The organism is Achromobacter ruhlandii (assembly GCF_902859695.1).
Lineage (GTDB): Bacteria > Pseudomonadota > Gammaproteobacteria > Burkholderiales > Burkholderiaceae_B > Achromobacter > Achromobacter ruhlandii.
Genome location: NZ_CADIJL010000001.1, coordinates 205,471 through 228,689 on the forward strand (window position 1 = coordinate 205,471; position 23,219 = coordinate 228,689).

26 protein-coding genes are annotated in these 23,219 nt (G+C 64.9%); 8 read left to right on the plus strand and 18 right to left on the minus strand.

Annotation, left to right across the window (positions count from 1 at the left end):
* Positions 1 to 9: 9 nt before the first annotated feature.
* The 12 genes from HV742_RS00855 to fdxA form a co-directional block, all read right to left on the minus strand.
* Entirely contained in the window at positions 10 to 855 is an 846-nt protein-coding gene (locus HV742_RS00855) for a branched-chain amino acid aminotransferase (RefSeq protein WP_175144306.1), read from the minus strand.
* Between the two features lie 75 nt (positions 856 to 930).
* On the minus strand, positions 931 to 1,941 hold the full coding sequence (locus tag HV742_RS00860) for an ABC transporter substrate-binding protein (protein WP_175144307.1): 1,011 nt from the start codon (positions 1,939 to 1,941) through the stop codon (positions 931 to 933).
* 112 nt (positions 1,942 to 2,053) lie between these two features.
* A complete protein-coding gene (locus tag HV742_RS00865; RefSeq protein WP_049072110.1) occupies positions 2,054 to 3,037 on the minus strand; it encodes a branched-chain amino acid ABC transporter permease in 984 nt (327 codons plus the stop codon).
* Positions 3,034 to 3,921 (minus strand): branched-chain amino acid ABC transporter permease, encoded by an 888-nt coding sequence (locus HV742_RS00870; RefSeq protein WP_049072112.1) that lies wholly within the window; start codon positions 3,919 to 3,921, stop codon positions 3,034 to 3,036. Before HV742_RS00870 ends, HV742_RS00865 begins: the two co-directional genes overlap by 4 nt.
* 98 nt (positions 3,922 to 4,019) lie before the next feature.
* Positions 4,020 to 5,234, minus strand: a complete 1,215-nt coding sequence (locus tag HV742_RS00875) for an ABC transporter substrate-binding protein (RefSeq protein ID WP_059269523.1) — start codon at positions 5,232 to 5,234, stop codon at positions 4,020 to 4,022.
* Between the two features lie 61 nt (positions 5,235 to 5,295).
* Positions 5,296 to 6,006, minus strand: coding sequence for an ABC transporter ATP-binding protein (locus HV742_RS00880; protein WP_006389258.1), 711 nt, complete (start codon positions 6,004 to 6,006; stop codon positions 5,296 to 5,298).
* The gene (locus tag HV742_RS00885) at positions 6,003 to 6,776 is read right to left on the minus strand and encodes an ABC transporter ATP-binding protein (protein WP_049072117.1); all 774 of its coding nucleotides are present in this window, start codon (positions 6,774 to 6,776) and stop codon (positions 6,003 to 6,005) included. Before HV742_RS00885 ends, HV742_RS00880 begins: the two co-directional genes overlap by 4 nt.
* Positions 6,777 to 7,142: 366 nt before the next feature.
* The gene (nth, locus tag HV742_RS00890) at positions 7,143 to 7,778 is read right to left on the minus strand and encodes an endonuclease III (RefSeq protein WP_049072120.1); all 636 of its coding nucleotides are present in this window, start codon (positions 7,776 to 7,778) and stop codon (positions 7,143 to 7,145) included.
* Complete coding sequence (gene rsxB, locus HV742_RS00895) at positions 7,775 to 8,416, minus strand: electron transport complex subunit RsxB (protein WP_175144308.1); 642 nt, start codon at positions 8,414 to 8,416, stop codon at positions 7,775 to 7,777. The genes nth and rsxB overlap by 4 nt, the downstream gene beginning before the upstream one ends.
* A gap of 63 nt (positions 8,417 to 8,479) precedes the next feature.
* Positions 8,480 to 9,706, minus strand: coding sequence for a polyhydroxyalkanoate depolymerase (locus HV742_RS00900; RefSeq protein ID WP_049072123.1), 1,227 nt, complete (start codon positions 9,704 to 9,706; stop codon positions 8,480 to 8,482).
* A gap of 232 nt (positions 9,707 to 9,938) precedes the next feature.
* Complete coding sequence (locus HV742_RS00905) at positions 9,939 to 10,739, minus strand: ferredoxin--NADP reductase (protein WP_049072126.1); 801 nt, start codon at positions 10,737 to 10,739, stop codon at positions 9,939 to 9,941.
* A 46-nt stretch (positions 10,740 to 10,785) separates the two neighbouring features.
* The gene (gene fdxA / locus HV742_RS00910) at positions 10,786 to 11,109 is read right to left on the minus strand and encodes a ferredoxin FdxA (protein ID WP_006389264.1); all 324 of its coding nucleotides are present in this window, start codon (positions 11,107 to 11,109) and stop codon (positions 10,786 to 10,788) included.
* Positions 11,110 to 11,266: 157 nt separating this feature from the next.
* On the opposite strand from fdxA, the gene pncB reads away from it, so the two are divergent.
* The 4 genes from pncB (at position 11,267) to HV742_RS00930 (ending at position 15,363) form a co-directional block, all read left to right on the plus strand.
* The gene (gene pncB / locus HV742_RS00915) at positions 11,267 to 12,442 is read left to right on the plus strand and encodes a nicotinate phosphoribosyltransferase (RefSeq protein WP_049072128.1); all 1,176 of its coding nucleotides are present in this window, start codon (positions 11,267 to 11,269) and stop codon (positions 12,440 to 12,442) included.
* Positions 12,443 to 12,520: 78 nt separating this feature from the next.
* Positions 12,521 to 12,874 (plus strand): RidA family protein, encoded by a 354-nt coding sequence (locus HV742_RS00920; RefSeq protein WP_006389266.1) that lies wholly within the window; start codon positions 12,521 to 12,523, stop codon positions 12,872 to 12,874.
* Positions 12,875 to 13,102: 228 nt separating this feature from the next.
* Positions 13,103 to 14,302 carry a tyrosine-type recombinase/integrase gene (locus tag HV742_RS00925; protein ID WP_023121658.1) on the plus strand — a complete coding sequence of 400 codons (1,200 nt, stop codon included), beginning with the start codon at positions 13,103 to 13,105 and terminating at the stop codon, positions 14,300 to 14,302.
* Positions 14,299 to 15,363 (plus strand): PDDEXK nuclease domain-containing protein, encoded by a 1,065-nt coding sequence (locus tag HV742_RS00930; protein ID WP_023121657.1) that lies wholly within the window; start codon positions 14,299 to 14,301, stop codon positions 15,361 to 15,363. The genes HV742_RS00925 and HV742_RS00930 overlap by 4 nt, the downstream gene beginning before the upstream one ends.
* Before the next feature lie 161 nt (positions 15,364 to 15,524).
* Here HV742_RS00930 and chrA read toward each other — a convergent pair whose 3' ends face one another.
* From chrA to HV742_RS00960, 6 genes are read right to left on the minus strand one after another with little or no spacing between them, the layout of a single operon-like run.
* Complete coding sequence (gene chrA, locus HV742_RS00935) at positions 15,525 to 16,727, minus strand: chromate efflux transporter (RefSeq protein ID WP_023121656.1); 1,203 nt, start codon at positions 16,725 to 16,727, stop codon at positions 15,525 to 15,527.
* Positions 16,727 to 17,464 (minus strand): arsenical resistance protein ArsH, encoded by a 738-nt coding sequence (gene arsH, locus HV742_RS00940; protein ID WP_023121655.1) that lies wholly within the window; start codon positions 17,462 to 17,464, stop codon positions 16,727 to 16,729. Before arsH ends, chrA begins: the two co-directional genes overlap by 1 nt.
* The gene (gene arsC / locus HV742_RS00945) at positions 17,442 to 17,864 is read right to left on the minus strand and encodes an arsenate reductase (glutaredoxin) (RefSeq protein WP_023121654.1); all 423 of its coding nucleotides are present in this window, start codon (positions 17,862 to 17,864) and stop codon (positions 17,442 to 17,444) included. The genes arsH and arsC overlap by 23 nt, the downstream gene beginning before the upstream one ends.
* 9 nt (positions 17,865 to 17,873) lie before the next feature.
* Entirely contained in the window at positions 17,874 to 18,950 is a 1,077-nt protein-coding gene (gene arsB, locus HV742_RS00950) for an ACR3 family arsenite efflux transporter (RefSeq protein WP_023121653.1), read from the minus strand.
* A 7-nt stretch (positions 18,951 to 18,957) separates the two neighbouring features.
* Positions 18,958 to 19,452 (minus strand): arsenate reductase ArsC, encoded by a 495-nt coding sequence (locus HV742_RS00955; protein ID WP_023121652.1) that lies wholly within the window; start codon positions 19,450 to 19,452, stop codon positions 18,958 to 18,960.
* 4 nt (positions 19,453 to 19,456) lie between these two features.
* Entirely contained in the window at positions 19,457 to 19,780 is a 324-nt protein-coding gene (locus HV742_RS00960) for an ArsR/SmtB family transcription factor (protein WP_023121651.1), read from the minus strand.
* 379 nt (positions 19,781 to 20,159) lie between these two features.
* Here HV742_RS00960 and radC point away from each other — a divergent pair, with 379 nt between their 5' ends.
* The 4 genes from radC (at position 20,160) to HV742_RS00980 (ending at position 23,186) form a co-directional block, all read left to right on the plus strand.
* Positions 20,160 to 20,669 (plus strand): RadC family protein, encoded by a 510-nt coding sequence (radC, locus tag HV742_RS00965; protein ID WP_023121650.1) that lies wholly within the window; start codon positions 20,160 to 20,162, stop codon positions 20,667 to 20,669.
* A gap of 276 nt (positions 20,670 to 20,945) precedes the next feature.
* A complete protein-coding gene (locus HV742_RS00970) occupies positions 20,946 to 21,296 on the plus strand; it encodes a DUF2958 domain-containing protein (RefSeq protein ID WP_023121649.1) in 351 nt (116 codons plus the stop codon).
* 65 nt (positions 21,297 to 21,361) lie between these two features.
* On the plus strand, positions 21,362 to 21,640 hold the full coding sequence (locus HV742_RS00975) for a hypothetical protein (RefSeq protein ID WP_023121648.1): 279 nt from the start codon (positions 21,362 to 21,364) through the stop codon (positions 21,638 to 21,640).
* 715 nt (positions 21,641 to 22,355) lie between these two features.
* Positions 22,356 to 23,186: a DUF932 domain-containing protein gene (locus HV742_RS00980; protein ID WP_023121647.1), complete on the plus strand. Its 831-nt coding sequence runs from the start codon at positions 22,356 to 22,358 to the stop codon at positions 23,184 to 23,186.
* Positions 23,187 to 23,219 lie beyond the last annotated feature (33 nt).

Here is a 23,219-nt window from a genome sequence, read left to right on the forward strand (position 1 = left end):
CCGGAGGGGTTATTGCTTGCGCGTGCTTTCGGCGTAGTCCATGTACAGCTTGTGCGCGCGGCGCGCCAGCGGGCCGTATTCCAGCTTGCGGTCTTCGACGCGGTTCACGTGAACCACCTTGCCGTAGTTGCCGGACGAGAACACTTCGTCGGCGGCCTCGATGTCGGCGCGCGTCAGGCTGCGTTCCTGCACCTCGACGCCGTCGGCCTTGAGCAGCGCCAGCACGCGGCGGCGCGTGATGCCGTTCAGGAAGGTGCCGTTGTCCACCGGGGTCGAGACCACGCCGTCCTTGGCGATCCACAGGTTGCTGGAGGCGAACTCGGCGATGTTGCCGGCGCCGTCCAGCATGATGGCGTTGTCGAAGCCCTTGTCCATCGCCTCGCGGATGGCGCGCTGGCCGTTGGGGTACAGGCAGGAGGCCTTGGCGTCGGTCGGCGCCATGTTGGGCCAGGAACGCGCGAAGCTGGAGAAGCAGGCGGCAAAGCCCTGGTCGCCCGGCATCGGCACCTTGAACACGTGCAGCACGAACTGGGTCTTGTCGGCGTCGGGCAGCAGGAAGCCGTCGGCGCAGAAGAACATCGGCTTGATGTAGAGCTCGCTGCCCTCGGGGAACTTGGCCACCGCCTGCAGGCACAGCGCCTGGATTTCCTGCCAGGTGATCTGCGGCTTCATCAGCATCTTTTCGGCCGAGCGCACCACGCGCTGGCAATGCAGGTCCAGGTCAGGCGTCAAACCGCGGAACGCGCGCGCGCCGTCGAAGACCATGCTGGCCATCCAGAAGGCGTGGTCGGCGGGGCCGAGCAGTTTGGGGTTTTCGGTGGTCCAGTGACCGTTGTGCCAGAACAGGGCATCCATGGTGGTTTCCTTCGCGGGTATCGGGTGGCGCGATAATGGCGCCGAAACGTCAGGATACATGAGGCGCGGACCGTCTCACTCCTTGTCCAGCGCCGCCTGCACGCGTTCGGCCGCATCGGCCGGCATCCATTGCCGCCAGACCGGTCCGTACTGCTTGAGGAAGTAGCGCGCGGCCTCCTCGGGTTCCTTGCCTTCGTTCTCCAGCCAGCCGAGCGTGGCGTCGATGGCGTCGCTGGGAATGGTCAGCTTGGCCAGGAACGCGGCCAGCTGCGGCGCCTCCTTGGCAAAAGCGCTGTTCACGCCAGTCACCACGGGGTTGGGCTTGAACTCGGTGGCCACCGGCTTGGCGCACTTGGGATCGGTCAGGCAGGTATACGCGGTCTGGTCAAAGGCCGGCAGTTCCAGCTTGACCAGGTCTAGCGCGCCGATCAGCGCGGTGGGCGTCCAGTAGTAGAAGACGATGTCGCGCTTGCGCTTGTAGGCCGACAGGATGGCGGCCTTCTGCGCCGCGCCGGAACCGGGCGCGAACAGGCTGTAGTCGCGGTCCAGGCCGAGCGCGCGCAACAGGTTGTCGTTCAGCGTGCCGCAGGCCCAGCCGGCGGGGCAGCCGTAGATGCGGCCGCGGCCCGGGTCTTCCGGATCGGCGAAGACCTGCTTGAAGCGCGCCAGGTCCGCCGCCGATTTCAAGTCGGGATGGCGCTGCACGGTGTAACGCGGCACGTACCAGCCTTCGCCGGCGTCGTAGACATGCCCCAGGCCCTGCACGCGGCCGCTGGCCAGCGCCTTCTTCCAGGCCACCTCGATCTGCCCCGGCCACACCTCCGGCGTGACGTCGACGTCGCCGCGCTGCAGGGCGGCCAGCATGGGCAGCGTCTCGCCGATCTCGACGCTGGTCTTGCAGCCGTAGCCGTGTTCCATCACGTAGCGCTCGATGCCGGCCAGCACCAGGTTGGATTCCCAGTTCAGGCCGCTGAAACGGACCGGGCGGTCGACCTCGCAGACCGGCTTGGCGGCGTGGACCGCGGCGGGCGCCAGCAGGGCGGCGGACAGCGCCAGGGCGCCGGCGAGCAAAGGCTTCATGCGCATGATGGAGCACCTTTCTGATTGCGTGCCGGTCATTGTAAAGGTCCCATGCAATCGGGGCCGCGTTCAGCGGCCCCGAGGGTCAGGCAGGCGATGCGGCCGGCGGCCGCGCGGATCAGGCGCGCGCGGCGCGCCGCTTCTCGATCAGCGCGCCGATCTCGCCGACGATGCCGCGACGGAAGGCCAGCACGCAGATCACGAAGATCAGGCCGATCACGATGGTGACCGACTCGCCCAGGCGCAGGAACCAGTCGACGCCGGTCAGGCTGGCCATCATCTGGCCGAAGTCCCCCACCTTGTTTTCCAGCAGCACCACGATGAAGGCGCCGAGAATCGGTCCGGTCAGCGTGCCGAGCCCGCCGATCAGCGTCATCAGGATCACCAGGCCCGACATCTGCCAGGTCGCGTCGGACAGCGTGGCCGACACGAACACCAGCGTCTTGGTGGCGCCGGCCAGGCCGGCGATGGCGGCCGACAGCACGAAGGCCAGCAGCTTGAAACGGTCGACGTCGTAGCCCAGCGAGACCGCGCGCGGCTCGTTTTCGCGCAGTGCCTGCAGCACCTGGCCGAACGGCGAATGCACCGTGCGCCAGATGATGAAGTAGCCGATGATGAACACGCCCATCACCAGGTAGTACAGGTTCAGGTCTTTCGACAGGTCGATGATGCCCAGCAGCGTGCCGCGCGGCACGCTCTGCAGGCCGTCTTCGCCGCCGGTGAACTTGGCCTGCAGGAAGAAGAAGAACACCATCTGCGCCAGCGCCAGCGTGATCATGGCGAAGTAGATGCCGCTGCGGCGGATCGCCAGCGCGCCCATCGCCAGGCCCAGCAGCGCGGCCACTGCGACGCCGAACAGCAGTCCGATCTCGGTCGGCACGCCCCACACCTTGAGCGCGTGGCCGGTGGCGTAGGCGGCGCTGCCGAGAAAGGCGGCGTGGCCGAACGACAGCAGGCCGGTGAAGCCCAGCAGCAGGTTGAAGGCGCAGGCGAACAGGGCGTAGCACATGATCTTCATGGCGAAGATCGGATACACCCCGACGAAGGGAAGAATGGCCACCACGACGGCCAGGACCGCATAGCCCAGGAATTGACGATTCATTTCTCTTTTCCGAACAGCCCGGCCGGGCGGAGCAACAGGACAATGGCCATGATGATGAAGACGACCGTGCTGGACGCTTCAGGCCAGAACACCTTGGTCAGGCCCTCGATCACGCCCAGGCCCAGGCCGGTGACGATGGCGCCCATGATGGACCCCATGCCGCCGATCACGACCACCGCGAACACCACGATGATGAGGTTGGACCCCATCAGCGGCGAGATCTGCAGCACCGGCGCCGCCAGCACGCCGGCAAAGCCCGCCAGCGCCACGCCGAAGCCGTAGGTCAGCGTGATCATGCGCGGCACGTTGACGCCGAAGGCTTCCACCAGTCGCGGGTTTTCGGTGCCGGCGCGCAGCAGGGCGCCGAGGCGGGTGCGCTCGATCACGAACCAGGTCGCCAGGCACACCACCACGGATGCCGCCACCACCCAGCCTCGGTAGTTCGGCAGCACCATGAAGCCCAGGTTGGTCGCGCCGCGCAGGGCGTCGGGCGTCGGATAGGGCTGGCCCGACACCCCGTAGAAGCTGCGGAACAGGCCCTCGATGAGCAGCGTCAGGCCGAAGGTCAGCAGCAGGCCGTACAGGTGATCAAGCTTGTAGAGGTGCCTGAGCAACAGTTTTTCGATGATGATGCCGAACAACCCGACCACCAGCGGCGCCAGGATCAGCATGACCCAGTAGTTCAACCCCAGGTACGACAGCCCCATCCAGGCCAGGAAGGCGCCCAGCATGTAGAGCGCGCCGTGCGCGAAGTTGATGACGTTCAGCAGTCCGAAGATAACCGCCAGGCCGAGCGACAGCATGGCGTAGAACGAACCGTTGACCAGTCCCAGCAGCAACTGGCCGAACAAGGCCTGTATGGGGATGCCGAAAATATCAGTCATCTTGTGAAAATCCTGCGCGTACGAAGGGAAGCGGACAAATTCAGGACGCGACCCGGCCGCGCGGGCCAGGTCGCATCAATGGGTCGCATCGACGGGAATTACTTCTTGACCAGCTTGCAGGTCGATTCGGACAGCTTGGTGTAGACCTCGTCGCCCGGCAGCGTGGCCACGACCTTGTAGTAGTCCCACGGGCCCTTGGATTCGGCCGGCGTCTTCACCTGCATCAGGTACATGTCGTGGATCATGCGGCCGTCTTCGCGCACATAGCCGCCCTGGGTGAAGAAGTCGTTGATCTTGTTCGACTTCATCCACTTCATGAGGGTGTCGGCATCGTCGGTGCCGGTGGCCTTCACGCCGTTCAGGTAGAACGTCACCGATGAATAGTCGCCAGCCTGCAGCATGGACGGCTTGCGGCCCACCTTGGCTTCGAACTTCTTGGACCAGGCGCGCGAGGCGTCGGATTGATCCCAGTACCAGCCGTCGGTCAGGTACATGCCCTTGGTGGCTTCCAGGCCGAGCGAGTGCACGTCGTTGATGAACACCAGCAGGCCGGCCATCTTCATGGTCTTGGTGACGCCGAATTCATTGGCGGCCTTGATGGTGTTGATGGTGTCGCCACCGGCGTTGGCCATGCCCAGGATCTGCGCCTTGGACGACTGCGCCTGCAGCAGGAACGACGAGAAGTCGGAGGCGCCCAGCGGAGCGCGCACCTGGCCCTTGATCTCGCCGCCGGCGGCCTTGACCACGGCCATGGTGTCGCGTTCGAGCGCGTGGCCGAAGGCGTAGTCGGCGGTCAGGAAGAACCAGCTCTTGCCGCCATCCTTCACCACCGCCGAACCGGTGCCGCGCGCCAGCGCCACGGTGTCGTAGGCGTAGTGCACGGTGTACGGCGAGCACTGGGCGTTGGTCAGGTCGGAAGCGCCCGCGCCGATGGCGATGAAGGGCTTCTTCTTTTCAGCCGCCACGGCCGCCATGGCCAGGCTGGTGGCCGAGTTGGTGCCGGCGATGATGACATCGACCTTCTGCTGATCGAACCATTCGCGCGCGCGGGCCGAGGCCACGTCTGCCTTGTTCTGGTGGTCCGCGGACAGCACTTCGATCTTCTTGCCGTTGACGTTGCCGCCGAAATCCTCGATCGCCATGCGGACCGCTTCCAGGCCCGCCTTGCCGTCGATGTCGGAATACACGCCGGACATGTCGGTGATGAAGCCGATGCGGATGACATCGTCGGAGATGCCTTGGGCCTGGGCGGCTGCCCCGGCGAATCCCAGGCCCGCCATGGCCAGTGCAGCAGTGATGGTGTGCAGCTTCATGGGATGACTCCTCTTCCCTTCGGTATATGGGATGCCGGGAACCCGGCGGATGACAGGTTTTTCAAACGCCCAACAATTCGTTGAGCGTGTCCTGTTTTTCTGAAAGTTCTGCGGCTTCGAAATGTTCGACGATCTGGCCGTGCTCCATGACGTAGAAGCGATCGGCCAGCGGCGCCGCGAAGCGGAAATTCTGTTCCACCATGACGATGGTGTAGCCACGCTGCTTGAGCGCGGTGATCATGCGGGCCAGGGCCTGCACGATGACGGGCGCCAGGCCTTCGGAGATTTCGTCCAGCAGCAGCAGATTGGCGCCGGTGCGCAGGATGCGCGCCACCGCCAGCATCTGTTGTTCACCGCCCGACAGGCGCGTGCCGGGCGAATGCCGGCGTTCCTGCAGGTTGGGGAACATGTCGTAGATTTCGGCCAGCGACATGCCGCCGCCGAGCGAGCCGACCACGGGGGGCAGCAGCAGATTCTCTTCGCACGACAGGCTGGCGAAGATGCCGCGTTCCTCGGGGCAATAGCCCACGCCCAGGTGGGCGATCTTGTAGGTCGGCAGGTCGATGGCTTCGGTGCCATGGATGCGCACCGAGCCCTTGCGCGAGCCGGTCAGGCCGAGGATGGCGCGCAGCGTGGTGGTGCGGCCGGCGCCGTTGCGGCCCAGCAGCGTGACGACCTCGCCTTGCCCCACGCGCATATCCACGCCATGCAGGATATGCGATTCCCCGTACCAGGCCTGCAGGCCCGAGATTTCCAGTGCCGGGGTGCTCATGCGTGCGCTCCTTGGAGTTCGCCGTCGGTGGTGCCCATGTAGGCCTGCATCACGGCGGGATGGCGGGACACTTCGGCGTAGTTGCCCTCGGCCAGCACGGCGCCGCGCGCCAGCACGGTGATGGTGTTGGCAATGGAGGACACCACGTTCATGTTGTGCTCCACCATCAGGATGGTGCGGCCGGCGCTGACGCGCTTGATCAGCTGCGTGACGCGGTCCACGTCCTCGTGGCCCATGCCTTGCGTGGGCTCGTCCAGCAGCATCAGCTCGGGTTCCATCGCCAGCGTGGTGGCAATCTCCAGCGCGCGCTTGCGGCCATATGGCAGGTTCACGGTGGTCTCGTTGGCGAAGGCGCCCAGGTCGACCTGTTCGAGCAGGGCGCGCGCCGGTTCGTCCAGGGCGGCCAGGCGCTTGGTGCTTTGCCAGAAATGGAACGACAGCCCGGTCTTGCGTTGCAGGCCGATGCGCACGTTCTCCAGCACGGTCAGGTGCGGAAACACCGCCGAAATCTGGAACGAGCGGATCACGCCGCGCCGCGCGATCTGCGCCGGACGCTCACCGGTGATGTCGATGCCGTTGAACTTGATGGTTCCCGAGGTGGGAGAGAGAAACTTGGTCAGCAGGTTGAAGCATGTCGTCTTGCCCGCGCCGTTCGGCCCGATCAAGGCATGAATCTCGCCTCGCTTGATACGCAAATCGACCCCATTGACCGCGACAAAACCGCGGAATTCCTTGGTGAGGCCTTTTGTCTCCAGGATCGTGTCGTCCATGTCCGCTGCACCGGCGTTGTATTTATATGGACCCTGCCCGGCGTCATGCGCAGGGCCCCCGCAGGGTAAGGAAAATCATGCGGACGGCATGGTTTTCTATAAGAGTTGCCGGCGAGTATGCGCACCTCTGAATCAAAATTCCATGAGGGTTTGTCATAGGTTTTGCGGTGCGGAAAGGTGAATTGTCGGATAGCGGACAATTCGCATGGAGGCTGGGCGAAAACCCTATGCCGACATGCAATGCGTTGCAGCAAAACCGCATTGATCGTCATCAATCCGTCATCGTCGCGCGCATCGGGGAAAACCCGGTTTTGGCGATGCGCGAAGGAACATGCCGCGTCAATCGCCGCGTACGCGGCGCGTTTTTCAAGCGGGGGTTTTATCCTTGAATTCGCAGAGATCGGAAATGCCGCATTGCGGACATTTCGGTTTGCGAGCCACGCATATATAACGGCCTTGCAGAATCAGCCAGTGGTGCGCGTCCTGCATATATTCGCGCGGCACGAATTTCTCCAGCTTCAGCTCGACTTCCAGCACATTCTTGCCGGGCGCCAGGCCGGTGCGGTTCGAGACCCGGAAGATATGCGTGTCGACCGCCATGGTGGGCTGGCCGAAGGCGGTGTTCAGTACCACGTTGGCCGTCTTGCGGCCGACGCCGGGCAGCGCTTCCAGCGCCTCGCGGGTCCGCGGCACTTCACCGCCGTGTTGCTCGATCAGGATGCGGCAGGTGGCAATGGCGTTCTTGGCCTTGGTGCGATACAGGCCGATGGTCTTGATGTAGTCGGCCAGGCCTTCCTCGCCCAGCGCCAGCAGCGCCTGCGGCGTGCCGTACTTCGGGAAGAACTTGCGGGTGGCGATATTCACCGACTTGTCGGTGGCCTGCGCCGACAGCAGCACCGCGATCAACAGCTGGAAGGGCGTGTCGTATTCGAGTTCGGTGGTCGGGTGCGGGTTGGCCGCTTGCAGGCGGGCGAAGATCTCTCGGCGTTTGGCGGCGTTCATGGGCGCGGGGCGTTGCGGCGGGCGCGGGCACGGGCCAGCGCGGATTCAATGGCGGCGCGCTTGCGGTCTTCGCCTTGCGCGTCATCGGAAGGGGCGGGGGGCGCCGGCGTGGTGGCGGGCTCGGGCGCCATCAGGCGGGCGTTGTCGGCCGCCAGCCGCTCCATGCGCGCCTGGTGGTGGCGGTGGCGCTGGCGGCCGGCGGCGGCGTCAGCGGCGCTCCAGGCGCGGCCGGCGGGGACCATCTCGATGCAATCCACCGGACAGGGCGCCACGCACAGGTCGCAACCCGTGCACCAGTCGGGCAGCACGGTATGCATATGCTTGTTGGCGCCGACGATGGCATCGACCGGACAGGCCTGGATGCACAGCGTACAGCCGATGCAATGCGCCTCGTCGATGCGTGCCACCAGCAGCGGACCGGGTTCGCCGCGGCTCAGGTCCAGCGGCAGGGCGGGGGTTTCCAGCAGCGCCGCCAACGCGGCGATGCCTTCGTCGCCGCCCGGCGGGCAGCGGTTGATCGGGGCGGTCCCGGCGGCGATGGCCTCGGCATACGGCAGGCAGCCGTCGTAGCCGCACTTGGTGCATTGCGTCTGGGGCAGCAGGGCGTCGATGCGATCGGCGAGGGAGCGACTGGACATGGCGGACAACGAGCAAAAGCAAAGGGGCCCGCGCGGGCCCCCGTGGACGGACGGTGAAAGGCCTCAGGCCGATTGCCGGATGAATTCCGCGATTTTAGGACAGATCATTTCGCGCCAGCGGCGGCCCGAGAAAATCCCGTAGTGGCCGCAGTTGGGGGCGGTGTAGTGCATCTTGCGGTCGGCCGGGATGTTCTTGCACAGCTTGATGGCCGCGCGCGTCTGGCCCTGGCCGGAAATGTCGTCCAGCTCGCCTTCGATGGTGAACAGCGCCACTTTCTTGATGTCGGCCGGGCGCACCGCCTGGCCGTCGACTTCCCAGGTGCCGTTGGGCAGCGCGAACTCCTGGAACACCATGCGGATGGTGTCCAGGTAGAACTCGGCCGGCATGTCCAGCACCGCGTTGTATTCGTCGTAGAAACGGCGGTGGGCCTCGGCGTCGCTGTCGTCGCCGCGCAGCAGGTCCAGGTAGAAGTCGTAGTGCGACTTCATGTGGCGGTCGGGATTCATCGCCATGAAGCCGGCATGCTGCAGGAAGCCCGGGTAGACCTTGCGGCCCGACCCCGGGTAACGCGGCGGCACCGGGTGGATGACCTGGTTCTCGAACCACGAATAGGGTTTGGTGGTGGCCAGGCGGTTCACTTGCGTGGGCGACTGGCGTGGATCGATCGGGCCGCCCATCATGACCATGCTGCGCGGCTGGCAGGGATCGTTGGCCGAGGCCATCAGCGACACGGCGGCCAGCACCGGCACGGTGGGCTGGCAGACCGAGATCACATGCACGTCCGGCCCCAGGTGGCGGATGAAGTCCTGCACGTAGCGCACGTAGTCGTTCAGGTGGAACGGGCCGGCTGACAGCGGCACCATGCGTGCGTCGATCCAGTCGGTGACGTAGACGTCGTGCCCAGGCAGCAGGGCGCGCACGGTATCGCGCAGCAGCGTGGCATGGTGGCCCGACAGCGGCGCCACCAGCAGCACCTTGGGATCGTCCTGCGGCGCCTGCCGCACATCGCGGTGGAAGTGCACCAGGCGGCAGAAGGGCTTGTCCAGCACGACCGATTCAGTGACCCGGACCGACTTGCCGTTGATTTCCGTGGCGGGCAGGTTCCAGGCGGGTTTCTGGTATTCCTTGCCGATGCGCGTCATCAGCTCGTACCCCGCGGCCATCTGGCGCGAGATCGGGGTGTAGGCGAGGGGGCTGTAGGGGCTGGAGAACAGCTGGGAACCGGCATCCGTGAATGCAGCGAACGGAGTCAGGAAGGCGCGCTGCATTTCGTGCAATTGGTACAGCATTTGGGGAAGTCCTTCTGGGTCGTGCGTGTGCCCCGATTATTGCGCCGGGGAGTAACGGTATTTCCAATTCGTCTGACGAAAGCGTCGGAAAACCGGACTTTGTGTTGCAAAAATGCGACCCGTCATCCCTTGCGCACCAGTTTAGGGCGTAATCAGCGGCTGGCGGGGAAGTAAAACGGCGGATTTTCGGTCTAGGCCGGACGGGCCGGGGCGGTATCCGGGTGGGTGAGGCTTACCAGTAGTTTTCCACCGCCAGGTTGCCGGGGATGCCACGGCGGCCGGGCTTGAAACCGCGTTCCCCCAGCAGCTTGCGGGCATCGGCCAGCATGTCCGGATTGCCGCAGAGCATGATCTTGGCTTGCTCCGGGTCCAGCGGCAGGCCTGCCAGCCGCTCCAGTCCGCCGTCGGCGATCAGGGTGGTCAGGCGTGCCTGCGGCATGCCGGGCAGGGCCTCGCGGGTGGCGATGGGCAGGTACGTAAGCTTGCCTGGTTCGGCCGAGAACAGCTCGGCCAGGGACGGATCATTGCGCCAACCCTCGATTTCCTCGCGGTAGGCCAGCTCCGCCGCGGTGCGCACGCCATGCACCAGGATGATGCGGCGATAGGCGCGCCAGACGGCCGGGTCGCGCAGGATCGACAGGTAGGCCGAGAGCCCGGTGCCGGAGGCCAGCAGCCAGAGGTCGCCGCCGGGCGCGAAGCGTTCCAGCGTCAGGAAACCGTAGGGGGCCTTTTCGACGTACAGGGCGTCGCCCGGCCGCAGCCGCGCCATGCGCGGGCTGAACAGGCCTTCGGGCACCACGATGGAATAGAACTCCAGCCAGGGCTGGCGCGGGGCCGAGACCATCGAGTAGGCGCGCCACAGGGTGGGCGGACCTTCGGGATCCTCGGCGCCTGGCAGGCCGACCCGGGCGAACTGGCCCGGCTGGAAGGCATACGCGTCGTCGCGCGTGACGCGCACCGAGAACAGCTTGTCGGGCACCCAGGTATGGACGTGGGTGACGGTCTGGCGCGTGTATTTGGAATCGTCGGTCATCGGCACATCGCACGGCGCGGGCCGCTGGCGGCCGCGCGCTCGCGGATCATTTTTCCAGGTATTGCAGCTTGTCCTGCTTGCCGTTCCATTCGTCGGCGTCGGGCAGCGGCTTCTTGGCGCGGCTGATACTGGCGAATTCGGGCGACAGTTCGGCGTTCAGGGCGATGAAGTTGAGCTGGTCCTGCGGCACGTCTTCCTCGGCGTAGATGGCGTTGGCCGGGCATTCGGGGATGCACACGGCACAGTCGATGCATTCGTCGGGGTCGATCACCAGGAAGTTCGGACCCTCACGAAAACAGTCCACCGGGCATACGTCGACGCAATCGGTGTATTTGCACTTGATACAGTTTTCGGTGACTACGTGGGTCATTCTCAGGAACTCCGGGCTGGCGGCATATGTGTCTTGTTGGCCGGATTTTACCCAATGCGGCGCCAAACCGCCGCCAATACCCGTGTTGACATCGTGGCGCATTGGGGTATCGCGGGGCCCCGCTATGCTATGGTGTCGCGAAACGATACGCGCAATCATGATAATCACCTCGCTGCTCGACACCGACCTGTACAAATTCAGCATGATGCAGGTGGTGCTGCATCAGTTTCCCGCTGCCCAGGTCGAGTACCGTTACAAATGCCGGACTCCCGGGGTCAACTTGCGCCCCTACCTGGATGAAATCCGCGAAGAAGTGCACCAGCTGTGCCAGCTGCGCTTCACCGAGGACGAACTTAAATATCTGGGCGGCTTGCGTTTCATCAAAAGCGACTTCGTCGATTTTCTCGAACTGTTCCACCTGCCCGAGCGCTGCATCAGCATCCAGGAAGGCGAGGGACCGGGCGAAATCAGCATCGAGGTCAAGGGCCCCTGGCTGCACACCATTCTCTTCGAGATCCCGGTGCTGGCCATCGTCAACGAGGTCTACTTCCGCAACACGCGCAAGAACCCGGATTGGGCCGAGGGCCGCAAGCGCCTGCAATCCAAGATGCACCTGGTGCTGGACGACCCGGCGCTGGCCGATTTCCGCGTGGCCGAATACGGGACCCGGCGCCGCTTCTCCAAGGTCTGGCACGAAGAGATCGTCTCGACCATGAAGGCTCAGATGGGTCCGCATTTCGCCGGCACCAGCAACGTGCTGCTGGCCAAGCAGCACGAGGTGCTGCCGCTGGGCACCATGGGCCACGAATACCTGCAGGCCTGCCAGGCGCTGGGCCCGCGGCTGCGCGATTCGCAGGTGTTCGCGCTGGAGGTGTGGGCCAAGGAATACCGCGGCGACCTCGGCATCGCGCTGTCGGACGTCTATGGCATGGACGCCTTCCTGCGCGACTTCGACATGTATTTCTGCAAGCTGTTCGACGGCGCGCGCCACGACTCGGGCGATCCCTTCGTCTGGGGCGAGCGGCTGCTCGAGCACTACCGCAAGAACCGCGTCGACCCGCGCGCCAAGACCCTGGTGTTCTCGGATTCCTTGACCTTCCCGCGCGCCATCGAACTGGCGCGCCAGTTCGCCGGGCGCTGCAAGGTGTCGTTCGGCATCGGCACCAACCTGACCAACGACCTGGGCCACGAACCGCTGCAGATCGTCATGAAAATGGTCCGCTGCAACGGCCAGCCGGTGGCCAAGGTGTCCGACGCGCCCGAGAAGACCATGTGCGACGATCCCGCCTACCTGGCCTATCTGCGCCAGGTGTTCCAGCTGCCGCCCGCCTAGCGGGCCGTGGTCCGGGCAGGGTAAAGTTCGCCATTCTTCGCATTGTTCAACCCGCAACTCGTCATTAGGGGAATATTCATGAGCAGCATCAAGCGCTTCCACGTCGCCAAGCGCCTGTCGGACATGGCCGTCTACAACGGCGTCGCGTACCTGGCGGGCCAGGTGCCGGACGATTCCACGCTGGACATCACCGGCCAGACCGAGCAAGTGCTCGCCACCATCGACCGCCTGCTGGCCGAAGCCGGCACCGACAAGACCAAGATCCTGATGGCCCAGATCTACGTGGCCAACATGAAGGAATTCGACGGCATGAACAAGGCCTGGGACGCCTGGGTCGCCGACGGCAACTCGCCCCCGCGCGCCACCGTCGAGGCTCGCCTGGCCAACCCCGACTTCAAGGTCGAGATCGTCGTCACCGCCGCCGTCGCCTGATTGGCGCGCGCCTGATGAAAAGCCCTCCGGCATGCCGGAGGGCTTTTTTTTGTTTGACGATGACTCCAGCCCGGTAGTTCGCTGGACTGCGCAGCAGCTCGATACAGCAGGTTTATCAATAGCTTACGCGCGTCCATCATATGCCGGTGCTTTCTGAAATCTGACCCGGTTTGCCCTCGCGCCGCTCCTATCTGGCTCTTGGAATCCGGGTCGTTCCAAGGAGTCATCATGGCAAAAATCAAGCTCACCAAGACCGCCGTAGAGTCTGCGCAACCCCAGGCGAAGGACATCGAACTACGGGATACCGTTGTGCCCGGCTTCCTCTGCAAGATTACCCCGAAGGGCCGCCGGGTGTTCATGCTCCAGTACCGCACGAACTCCGGGCAGCCTCGCAAGCCCTCGCTGGGCCTGTTCGGGGAACTGACCGTGGAGCAGGCCCGCGTCATGGCGCAAGACTGGCTGGCCGAGGTTCGCCGGGGCGGCGATCCCGGCGGTGCCAAGGCCGAGGCGCGCAAGGCACCCACGGTCGAAGCGTTGTGCAAGAAGTTCATGGAGGACTACTCCAAAAAGCGCAACAAGCCCAGCACGCAGCGCGGCTATCAGGCGGTCATCGACCGCTGTATCGTCCCGCTGATCGGCCCTAAGAAGGTGCAGGACGTGAAGCGGCCCGACATTGCCGGGCTGATGGAGAAGCTGGCCTACAAGCCGGCCGAGGCGAACAATGCCTTTGGCGTGCTGCGCAAGATGTTCAACCTGGCCGAAGTGTGGGGCTTCCGCCCGGACGGCACGAACCCGTGCCGCCACGTCCCGATGTATCCGCCCGGCGAGGAAACCCGGCTCATCGTGGACGACGAGCTGGCGCTGATCTTCCGCCAACTGGAGAAGCTGGAGGCGGAAGGGCTGGAGAACTACGTCATCCCGCTGGCGATCCGCCTGCAATTCGAGTTTGCCGGTCGTCGCTCCGAAATCTGCACGCTCGAATGGAGCTGGATCGACCTGGAGAATCGGCGCGTGGTGTGGCCGGACAGCAAGACCGGCGGCCTTTCCAAGCCCATGAGCGCGGAAGCCTATCGGCTGTTCTCGACCGCACCGCGCCGGGACGGTTGCCCCTACGTCCTGCCGTCGCCCAACGACCCGACCAAGCACCTGACCTTTGGCGAGCACTATGGCGGCTGGTGCCGCGTGCTCAAGGCCGCCGGTGTTCCGCATGTCGGTACGCACGGCATCCGCCATCGCTCGACTACCGACATTGCCAATTCGGGCGTGCCGACCAAGGTAGGTATGAAGCTGACGGGCCACAAGACCGTGGCAATGTTCATGCACTACGTTCACACCGAGGACAAGCCGGTGCGTGATGCGGCCGAACTGGTGGCGAGCCGGCGGCAGGCCATCACGGGCGCGCGGCAGCCCCAGGAGGCCATCGCATGAACAGGCGCAAAGCATCTGTTCCTTCGCCCGCAGCGCCGACGGCGCTGCTGGGCGACATTCGGACATTGATCGAAGCGGCGCGCAAGCGCGCCGCTTCGGCGGTGAATAGCGAGCTGTCGATGCTCTACTGGCGCATCGGCCAGCGCATCCATACGCAGGTCTTGGAAGGTCGGCGGGCCGACTACGGCGAGGAAGTCGTGCTGACCTTGGCAGCGCAACTGGTGAAGGAGTACGGCAGCAGTTTTTCGGTCAAGAATCTGCGTCGGATGGTGCAGTTCGCCGTCGCTTACCCGGACGAGCGAATTGTCGTATCACTGATACGACAATTGAGCTGGACGCACTTCATCGCCCTGATCCCGCTGAAAGACCCGCTCCAGCGGGACTACTACGCGCAGATGGCGAGCGCCGAACGCTGGAGCGTGCGGACGTTGCGCGAGCGCATCGACTCGATGCTGTACGAGCGCACGGCGCTGTCCCAAAAGACGGAAGCAACCATCGCGCAGGAACTGGCGACCCTGCGCGATGCGCAGCGCATGACCCCGGCGCTGGTCATGCGCGATCCGTACATCCTCGACTTCTTGGGCCTGCGGGATAGCTGGCAGGAAGGCGACTTGGAAGCCGCGATCATCCGCGAAATGGAAGCCTTCCTGCTGGAGCTTGGCGCGGGCTTTTCCTTCGTTGCCCGGCAGAAGCGCATCCCGATTGACGACGAGGATTTTCACCTTGACCTGCTTTTTTACAACCGCAAGCTGCGGCGGCTGGTGGCCGTCGAATTGAAGATCGGCGAGTTCAAGGCAGCGTACAAGGGGCAGATGGAGCTTTATCTGCGCTGGCTGGACAAGCACGAGCGGGAGCCGGAAGAAGCCTCGCCGCTGGGAATCATCCTCTGCACGGGCAAGAAGCGCGAGCAAATCGAACTACTGGAATTGGACAAGTCGGGCATCCACGTCGCCGAGTACCTGACCACCTTGCCGCCGCGTGCGGTGTTGGGCGAACGATTGCAGCAGGCGACCGAGCGGGCGCGCTTACAGATCGAACAGCGCACGCAGGACACGGAGTAGGCCAAGCAGCATTTGTGCGTCCTGTCGTGCCGCCGTCGGGTTCGCGGGCTGCACCCCGCGTTTCGCTCCGAATCACACTCATCCCGTTTGCCTACCCGCATGCGCCTGATGCCCAGCACACCCAGGTGCATGACGTAGCGCCCTCCTGATTCTGCGCAGGATCAGGCAGACAGGATTTGCCCCGCTATGGCGGCCAGCACAACCACCAGCACCGGCGGCAAGCGTCCATAGACCAGCAGGCCGAAGGCGGCCAAGGCCAGAGCGAAATCGGTGCGTCCGTGGATGGCGCTTGTCCATACGGGGTCGTAGAGCGCGGACAGCAGGATGCCGACCACCCCTGCGTTAATGCCCGCCATTGCAGCCTGGATGCTCGGCCGGTGGCGCAACCGCTGCCAGAACGGTAGCGTGCCGATCAGCACGAGGAAGGCTGGCACGAAGATCACGATCAGCAGCACCAGCCCGCCAAGCCAGCCGTGCAAGGGCCAGTCGGCCACAGTGCCGAGATAGGCCGCGAAGGTGAACAGCGGCCCCGGTACGGCCTGCGCCGCACCGTAGCCGGCCAGGAAATCGGCATTGCCGACCGCGCCGGTCGAGCCGGTGACTGCTTGCAGCAGCGGCAACACGACATGGCCGCCACCGAACACCAGTGCGCCGGCGCGGAAGAAGCCGTCGATCAGCGCAGCCATCGTCGAGCCGCTGGCCGCCGCCCACAACGGCAGACCGAGCAGCAACGCGGCCAGCAAGCCCAACGCTATCGCGCCAGTACGGCGCGACACCGCATACGAGGCCAGATGCGCTGCCGGCAGCGGCGGCAGTTGCAGCCACCAGCGACCGATCAGGCCCGTCATGACGATGGCCGCGACTTGCACCCAGGCCGACGGCAGCAATAGTGTCAGCAACGCGGCCAGGATCGCTAGCGCGGCGCGGGGCCGGTCGGGGCACAGCGTTTTCGCCATGCCCCACACCGCTTGCGCCACCACGGCGACGGCAACCACTTTCAAGCCATGCACCCAACCGGCTTCAGCGAGCGGGTGGTATTCGGAAATGCCGTAGGCGAACAGGATCAGTACGAGCGCTGAGGGCAACGTGAATCCGACCCAAGCCGCCAGTGCGCCCCACCCACCAGCACGGCCCAAGCCAAGCGCCATGCCGACCTGGCTGCTGGCCGGCCCCGGCAGGAACTGGCACAGCGCGACCAGATCGGCGTAGCTGCGATCGTCCAGCCAGCGGCGACGCTCGACGAACTCCGTGCGGAAGTAGCCCAAGTGCGCGATTGGCCCGCCGAAGGAGGTCAGCCCCAGCCGCAGAAAGACCAGAAAAACGCGCCCGGCGTTGTCGCGCTCTGCGGTGGCTGGCTCTGGCATCAAATCGACTCCTGTTTCATGCGCTTGGACAACGCTTCGGCGCTTTCCTTGCGCTCGCTGTACCGATCCACCAGATACGGTGCCGCGTCGCGCGTGAGCAGCGTGAACTTCATCAGTTCTTCCATCACGTCCACAATGCGGTCGTAATAGGCCGAGGGCTTCATGCGCCCGGTTTCATCGAACTCCTGATATGCCTTGGCGACCGAAGACTGGTTCGGGATGGTCAGCATCCGCATCCAGCGACCCAGCACGCGCATCTGGTTGACCGCATTGAATGACTGCGAGCCGCCTGATACCTGCATCACCGCCAGCGTCTTGCCCTGGGTCGGGCGCACCGCTCCGGAGGACAGCGGAATCCAGTCGATCTGCGTCTTCATCAGGCCGGTCATCGCGCCGTGGCGCTCCGGCGAGCACCACACCATGCCTTCCATCCATTGCGCCAGTTCGCGCAGTTCCTTTACCTTCGAATGATCGTCGCCGGCATCGTCCACCAACGGCAGGCCCGACGGGTTGAAGAACCGTGTTTCGCCGCCGAGCGCACGCAGGATGCGCGCCGCTTCTTCGGCGGCAAGGCGGCTGTACGAGCGGTCGCGCAGCGAGCCGTAGAGCAGCAGGAAGCGCGGCGCGTGCGTGGCGCGTTCGGGTGTCAGGAGCCGTTCCTTGTCCGGCTGCTGGAACAGCGTGGCATCGAGGTTCGGCAGGCCGATACGGGTATCAGACACGCTGCCCCTTTGCATCCACTACCGCCTCGCCGTCTTCCTTGTTGAACGCGCCGCGCTGCGGATTCGGCAGAATGTCCAGCACGGTTTCCGAGGGGCGGCACAGCTTCGTGCCCAGCGGCGTGACCACGATGGGCCGGTTCATCAGGATCGGATGTTGCCCGATGGCATCGAGCAACTGATCATCCGTCCATTTTGGGTTGGCCAAGCCCAACTCCGCATAGGGCGTGCCTTTCTCGCGCAGCACCTCGCGCGCGCTCAGGCCCACGTCCGCCAGCAGCTTGACCAGCGTTTCCCGCGTCGGTGGCGTCTTCAGGTACTCAATGACCGTGGGTTCCTCGCCGCTGTTGCGGATCAGGGCCAGCACATTGCGCGAGGTGCCGCAGTTCGGGTTGTGATAGATCGTGATGTTGCTCATGGGTTTCTCTCAGTTCGTTGCGTGGCCGCGCTCGTACCAGCGGCGCGAGCGGTTGACCACGCGCACCACCAGCAGCATCACCGGCACCTCGATCAGCACACCCACCACGGTGGCCAGCGCCGCGCCGGAATGGAAACCGAACAGGCTGATGGCCGCGGCCACGGCCAACTCGAAGAAGTTGCTCGCGCCGATCAGGGCCGACGGGCCGGCGACGCAGTGTTGCTCGCCTGTCTTGCGGTTGAGCCAATAGGCCAAGCCGGAATTGAAGAACACCTGGATCAGGATCGGCACCGCCAGCATGGCAATGATCAGTGGTTGTTGCAGGATGGCTTGGCCCTGGAAGGCGAACAGCAGCACCAGCGTCAGCAGCAGCGCGGCGATGGACAGCGGGCCGATGCGTTCAAGGGCGCGGTCAAATGCGGCCTGGCCCCGGCGCAGCAGCGCCCGCCGCCAGAGCTGCGCGACGATGACCGGGATGACGATGTAAAGCGCCACCGAGATCAGTAGCGTGTCCCACGGTACGCTGATGGCCGACAGGCCGAGCAGCAGGCCAACGATGGGCGCGAAGGCGAACACCATGATGGTGTCGTTGAGTGCGACTTGCGAGAGCGTGAATACGGGGTCGCCGCCGGTCAGCCGGCTCCAGACGAACACCATCGCCGTGCAGGGCGCGGCGGCCAGCAGGATCAGGCCGGCCACGTAGCTGTCGAGTTGGTCGGCCGGCAGCCACTCGGCGAAGACGTGCCGAATGAAGATCCACGCCAGCAGTGCCATTGAGAACGGCTTGACTGCCCAGTTGACGAATAACGTCACACCGATGCCGCGCCAGTGCTGTTTGACCTGGCCGAGCGCACCGAAATCCACCTTGAGCAGCATTGGGATCACCATGACCCAGATCAGCACGCCGACCGGCAGATTGACTTGGGCGACTTCTATGCGGCCGATGGCCTGAAACATGCCGGGCGCGAACTGGCCGAGCGCGATGCCGGCGACGATGCACAGCAGCACCCACACGGTCAGGTATCGCTCGAACACGCTCATGGCGGAAACAGTCGGTGCGCGGCTGGCGGATGCACTGGCGGTCATGGTTGCCTCACTTGCGTCCAATGTCGTGCAGCTCACGCTGCAAGGACATGGCATCGAGGCGCTGGAGCGGCAGCGACAGGAACAGTTCTATGCGCCGGCGCAGCGTGATGGCCGCGTCCATGAACGCCTTGCGCTGTTGTTCCTCGGTGCCTTCGACGGCGGCCGGGTCGGGCACGCCCCAATGCGCCGAGACGGGCTGGCCCGGCCACAGCGGACACGCCTCGCCGGCGGCGTTGTCGCAGACGGTGAAGATGAAGTCGAACACCGGCGCACCGGGAACCACGAATTCGTCCCAGCTCTTGCTGCGGTAGCCCGTGGTCGGCAGGCGCAGGCGTTCCAGCGTGGCGAGTGCCAGCGGATTCACTTCGCCTTTCGGGTGGCTGCCGGCCGACCAGGCACGGAAGCGGCCTTGGCCCAGCTCATTGAGCAAGCCTTCGGCGAGGATGGAACGGGCCGAATTTCCCGTGCAGATGAACAGTGCGTTGTAGGTGGTGTCGGTCATGGCGTCAGCAGTTGCAGTTAGGGGATTCGGAAACCTCGCAGACGCCGCCCTGGCAGCAATGCTCGGTCAGGTAGCCGATCAGGCCGTTCATGTGACCGTACTCGGCGCGGTAGATCAGGTTGCGGCCCTGCTGCTCGATGGAAACGAGGCCAGCGTGGGCCAGTTCCTTCAAGTGGAAGGACAAGGTATTGCGGGCCACGTCGAGCTGATCGGCGAGGACGCTGGGCGTGCGTCCTTCCGGCCCGGCGACGACCAGGGCGCGGAATACACGCAGTCGTTGCGTGTGGGCCAGCGCACTCAGGGCGGAAACGGCTTGATCTTCATTCATTATTCGATGATACAACAATTATAGAATTAATAGAAAGAAGAAAGGAAAACACCGCTTGGTGGCGTCCCGGCGTACCGCCGTCGGGTTCGCGGGCTGCGCCCCGCGCTTCGTGCCGAATCGCGGCCATCCGGCTTTGACCCCTGACGCCTTCGGCCCTGGCGGGCCTGCGCGCTCCGCTTGCACAAAGGCGAGTGTGTGCATTGGGCGGGTGTGGGCGGTCTTGCTGTTCCCTTCACCGTATCACGGCGTTTTCGCCGTCAAGGGCTGCGCGTGCTTGCACGCTTGCGGCCTGGCAGCCGTCCTCGACCCCTGACTGCTTGCGCTGCGCCGTGCTCTCCACGGTTCCGGGCAATTCCGCCCGAGCAACCGGAGCACGATCATGTCGCAACTGTCCTTTTCCTCGTTCGATTCCTCGCTGATGGTGCGTGACGCACAGGGCCGCTACCTGCTGGCGACTGCCGAGCAGATTCTGGAGGCCGCGCGCCAGGCCATCGAGCGCAAGATGCAACGCGGTACGTCGTTCACGTCGCCGGCGGCGGTCAAGGAGTACCTGCGCGCCAAGCTGGCCGGCTTCGAGCATGAGGTGTTCGCGGTGCTGTTCATGGACACGCAACATCGGCTGATCGAATACGCCGAAATGTTCCGCGGCACCATCGACGGCGCATCGGTGTATCCGCGCGAGCTGGTCAAGGAGGCGCTGCGGCTCAATGCGGCGGCGGTCATCATTTCGCACAACCATCCGAGCGGCAATCCCGAGCCGAGCGGTGCCGACCGGGCGCTGACCCAGCGGCTCAAGGAGGCGCTGGGGCTGGTGGACGTGCGCGTGCTGGATCACGTCATCGTGGCGGGCACCGACACCACATCGTTTGCCGAATGCGGCTTGATCTGACCAAGGGGCTTCGGCCCCTTTTTGCTGCGCCCGGCGCGGGCCGGGCGAAAACGCTGCCTCGGATTTCCGAGACAGCGTTTCGGAAATTCATGGCCTGCATGGAGGTATGGGGCGGTCTTGCTGTCCCCTTCATCGTGCCACGGCGTTCTCGCCGTCAAGGGCTGCGCGCGATGGCGCTTGCGTCCTGGCGGCCGTCTGCGACCCCTGACTGCTTGCGCTGCGCCGTGCCCCGGAAGGGTCGGGCAATTCCGCCCGGCAACCTTTCAGGAGTTCACCATGAACAACGCACTCATCACTGCCGAGCAGCGCATCGTGCTGCAGGCCAACGGCCGCGCATCGCTGGAGAACCCGGACTTCGATCCGGCCCCGGTGGTCAAGCTGTTCACGCCGGACGGTGGCGCGACCTGGCTGCTGACCGAGATTGATCCCGACAACCATGACCACGCCTTTGGTCTTTTCGACCTGGGCCTGGGCGAGCCGGAAATCGGCTGGGTCAGCTTGAACGAGCTGGCGACCGTGCGCGGCGGGCTGGGCCTGCCGATCGAGCGTGACCTGTATTTCCGGGCCGAGAAGCGGTTGAGCGGCTATGCGCGCGATGCGCGGCTGGCTGGGCGGATCGTTCTCTGACCTCGCACCTGGAGCGCCGCAAGGCGCTCCTTGCGCTTTCTCGACCATCACAGGAGATCAATGCCATGAGCAGCCATCACGACTACATCATCGAAATCACCGCGCAGCACGATGCGCTCAAGCCGTTCGCGCCGGAAAACGGCCAGCCGCTGCGCTTCAAGATCGGCGACGCGGTGATCTTCACCAACGAGTACGGCGCACAGTTCCGGCTCCGCGTCACCGGGTTCTATCAGCCCACCGGGCTTTCAGGTATGTACGCCCGCGGTGCGCGCTACCTGCTGGACTCGGCATCGCCGTGGATGCCGGTTGCGGAATCCAGCCTGCGTCCTGATGGCTCGGCCTGATGCCTTCGCGCCCCTTCCGGGGCGCTGCGCGCTTCGCTTGCCTCTAGGGGAAAGCCCTGCGGGCTATCCCCACCGCGCGATGCTTGGCACCCCTAAAGACCGCCGAACCGGCTGCGTCGGCTCGGCCAGAAATCCGCAGCCACAGCAGAACCCGCTTCCCGATGCGTGGGGCGTAGTGCGCCTGGTGCTCATCGAACCTTGAAGGCTGGGCGTCCCCGGCCAAGAAACATGGCCGGTCGCGCTGTCGTGCGCGTAGCGCATCGAGCCGCCTGCGGCGTCTCGCCCCTGTCGGGCTTCCATCGTTCCCTCGCTCCGCTCGGCTGACGCCTTCGGCCCGGCTTCCAGATCCGGGCCTGCGCGCTTCGCTTGCCGTGCAGTCAGCGCAAGGGGAAGGCCGTTGCCATGTCCAGCCGTCTCCCCTGACTTCATCACCTTGTCCGCGACTGTAGCCCGCTCCCGCGTGCCATCAAGGCGCGCAGGGCCGTGTCCTCGGCTACGCCTGCGGGCCGCACCACCCCCTGCGCTTGTTTCCTTGACGGCCCCCGTCCGCGCGCTCCTGACCGTCGCGGGCGATGAACTCAGGAAGACGGTGGCAACAGGGCCAACCGGGTTCCTCTCGCCGACCGCACCAAACAGCCGAAAGGCTGGGCTCCGAATCTAGGAATCCGGTGTGCGGTGAACAGCAAACCCTTTTTTCTTTGTCAGGAGAAATGAAATGCAACTCGCATCCCGCTTCGCTTCCCGCTCCCCCTCGCTGCGCAGCGACTACCCGCTGTCCGATGACCAGATTCACCGCGTAGCGCCGTCCATCTTCGCGGACGCGCCGCATGAAAGCCGTTCGCAGCGGTACGCCTATATCCCCACCGCCGCCGTGCTGGCCGAGCTTCGCAAAGAAGGGTTCCAGCCCTTCTTGGTGACGCAAACCCGCGTGCGCGATGAAGGCAAGCGCGAGCATACGAAACACATGCTGCGCCTGCGCCACGCCAGCCAGATCAACGGCGCGGAGGCCAATGAAATCGTGTTGTTGAACTCGCACGATGGCACGAGCAGCTATCAGATGCTCGCGGGCATGTTCCGGTTCGTGTGCAGCAATGGGCTGGTGTGTGGCGACACCGTGGCCGATGTGCGCGTACCCCACAAGGGCGACGTTTCCGGGCATGTCATCGAAGGCGCTTACGAAGTCTTGCGCGGCTTCGACCGGGTGAAGGATTCCCGCGATGCCATGCGTGCGATCACGCTGGACGAAGGCGAGGCCGAAGTATTCGCCCGCGCCGCGCTGGCCCTCAAGTACGACCCCACCGACAACAAGCCCGCGCCCATCACCGAATCGCAAATCCTGATGCCGCGCCGGTTCGACGACCGCCGCCCGGACTTGTGGAGCGTGTTCAACCGCACGCAAGAAAACCTGACCAAAGGCGGATTGCATGGCCGCAGCGCCAACGGACGCCGCCAGCAGACCCGCCCCGTGCAGGGCATTGATTCCGATGTGCGCCTCAATCGCGCCCTCTGGATGCTGGCCGATGGCCTGCGCCAGTTGAAAGCCTGATTCCCCACGCGGCAGGGGCAGGCAGCAGCCCTT

Excerpts from the sequence above, each read along its gene's own strand:
- HV742_RS00855 (WP_175144306.1), bottom strand. The coding sequence starts at position 855 with ATGGATGCCCTGTTCTGGCACAACGGTCACTGGACCACCGAAAACCCC.
- HV742_RS00860 (WP_175144307.1), bottom strand. The coding sequence starts at position 1,941 with ATGCGCATGAAGCCTTTGCTCGCCGGCGCCCTGGCGCTGTCCGCCGCC.
- HV742_RS00865 (WP_049072110.1), bottom strand. The coding sequence starts at position 3,037 with ATGAATCGTCAATTCCTGGGCTATGCGGTCCTGGCCGTCGTGGTGGCC.
- HV742_RS00870 (WP_049072112.1), bottom strand. The coding sequence starts at position 3,921 with ATGACTGATATTTTCGGCATCCCCATACAGGCCTTGTTCGGCCAGTTG.
- HV742_RS00875 (WP_059269523.1), bottom strand. The coding sequence starts at position 5,234 with ATGAAGCTGCACACCATCACTGCTGCACTGGCCATGGCGGGCCTGGGA.
- HV742_RS00880 (WP_006389258.1), bottom strand. The coding sequence starts at position 6,006 with ATGAGCACCCCGGCACTGGAAATCTCGGGCCTGCAGGCCTGGTACGGG.
- HV742_RS00885 (WP_049072117.1), bottom strand. The coding sequence starts at position 6,776 with ATGGACGACACGATCCTGGAGACAAAAGGCCTCACCAAGGAATTCCGC.
- nth (WP_049072120.1), bottom strand. The coding sequence starts at position 7,778 with ATGAACGCCGCCAAACGCCGAGAGATCTTCGCCCGCCTGCAAGCGGCC.
- rsxB (WP_175144308.1), bottom strand. The coding sequence starts at position 8,416 with ATGTCCAGTCGCTCCCTCGCCGATCGCATCGACGCCCTGCTGCCCCAG.
- HV742_RS00900 (WP_049072123.1), bottom strand. The coding sequence starts at position 9,706 with ATGCTGTACCAATTGCACGAAATGCAGCGCGCCTTCCTGACTCCGTTC.
- HV742_RS00905 (WP_049072126.1), bottom strand. The coding sequence starts at position 10,739 with ATGACCGACGATTCCAAATACACGCGCCAGACCGTCACCCACGTCCAT.
- fdxA (WP_006389264.1), bottom strand. The coding sequence starts at position 11,109 with ATGACCCACGTAGTCACCGAAAACTGTATCAAGTGCAAATACACCGAT.
- pncB (WP_049072128.1), top strand. The coding sequence starts at position 11,267 with ATGATAATCACCTCGCTGCTCGACACCGACCTGTACAAATTCAGCATG.
- HV742_RS00920 (WP_006389266.1), top strand. The coding sequence starts at position 12,521 with ATGAGCAGCATCAAGCGCTTCCACGTCGCCAAGCGCCTGTCGGACATG.
- HV742_RS00925 (WP_023121658.1), top strand. The coding sequence starts at position 13,103 with ATGGCAAAAATCAAGCTCACCAAGACCGCCGTAGAGTCTGCGCAACCC.
- HV742_RS00930 (WP_023121657.1), top strand. The coding sequence starts at position 14,299 with ATGAACAGGCGCAAAGCATCTGTTCCTTCGCCCGCAGCGCCGACGGCG.
- chrA (WP_023121656.1), bottom strand. The coding sequence starts at position 16,727 with ATGCCAGAGCCAGCCACCGCAGAGCGCGACAACGCCGGGCGCGTTTTT.
- arsH (WP_023121655.1), bottom strand. The coding sequence starts at position 17,464 with ATGCAAAGGGGCAGCGTGTCTGATACCCGTATCGGCCTGCCGAACCTC.
- arsC (WP_023121654.1), bottom strand. The coding sequence starts at position 17,864 with ATGAGCAACATCACGATCTATCACAACCCGAACTGCGGCACCTCGCGC.
- arsB (WP_023121653.1), bottom strand. The coding sequence starts at position 18,950 with ATGACCGCCAGTGCATCCGCCAGCCGCGCACCGACTGTTTCCGCCATG.
- HV742_RS00955 (WP_023121652.1), bottom strand. The coding sequence starts at position 19,452 with ATGACCGACACCACCTACAACGCACTGTTCATCTGCACGGGAAATTCG.
- HV742_RS00960 (WP_023121651.1), bottom strand. The coding sequence starts at position 19,780 with ATGAATGAAGATCAAGCCGTTTCCGCCCTGAGTGCGCTGGCCCACACG.
- radC (WP_023121650.1), top strand. The coding sequence starts at position 20,160 with ATGTCGCAACTGTCCTTTTCCTCGTTCGATTCCTCGCTGATGGTGCGT.
- HV742_RS00970 (WP_023121649.1), top strand. The coding sequence starts at position 20,946 with ATGAACAACGCACTCATCACTGCCGAGCAGCGCATCGTGCTGCAGGCC.
- HV742_RS00975 (WP_023121648.1), top strand. The coding sequence starts at position 21,362 with ATGAGCAGCCATCACGACTACATCATCGAAATCACCGCGCAGCACGAT.
- HV742_RS00980 (WP_023121647.1), top strand. The coding sequence starts at position 22,356 with ATGCAACTCGCATCCCGCTTCGCTTCCCGCTCCCCCTCGCTGCGCAGC.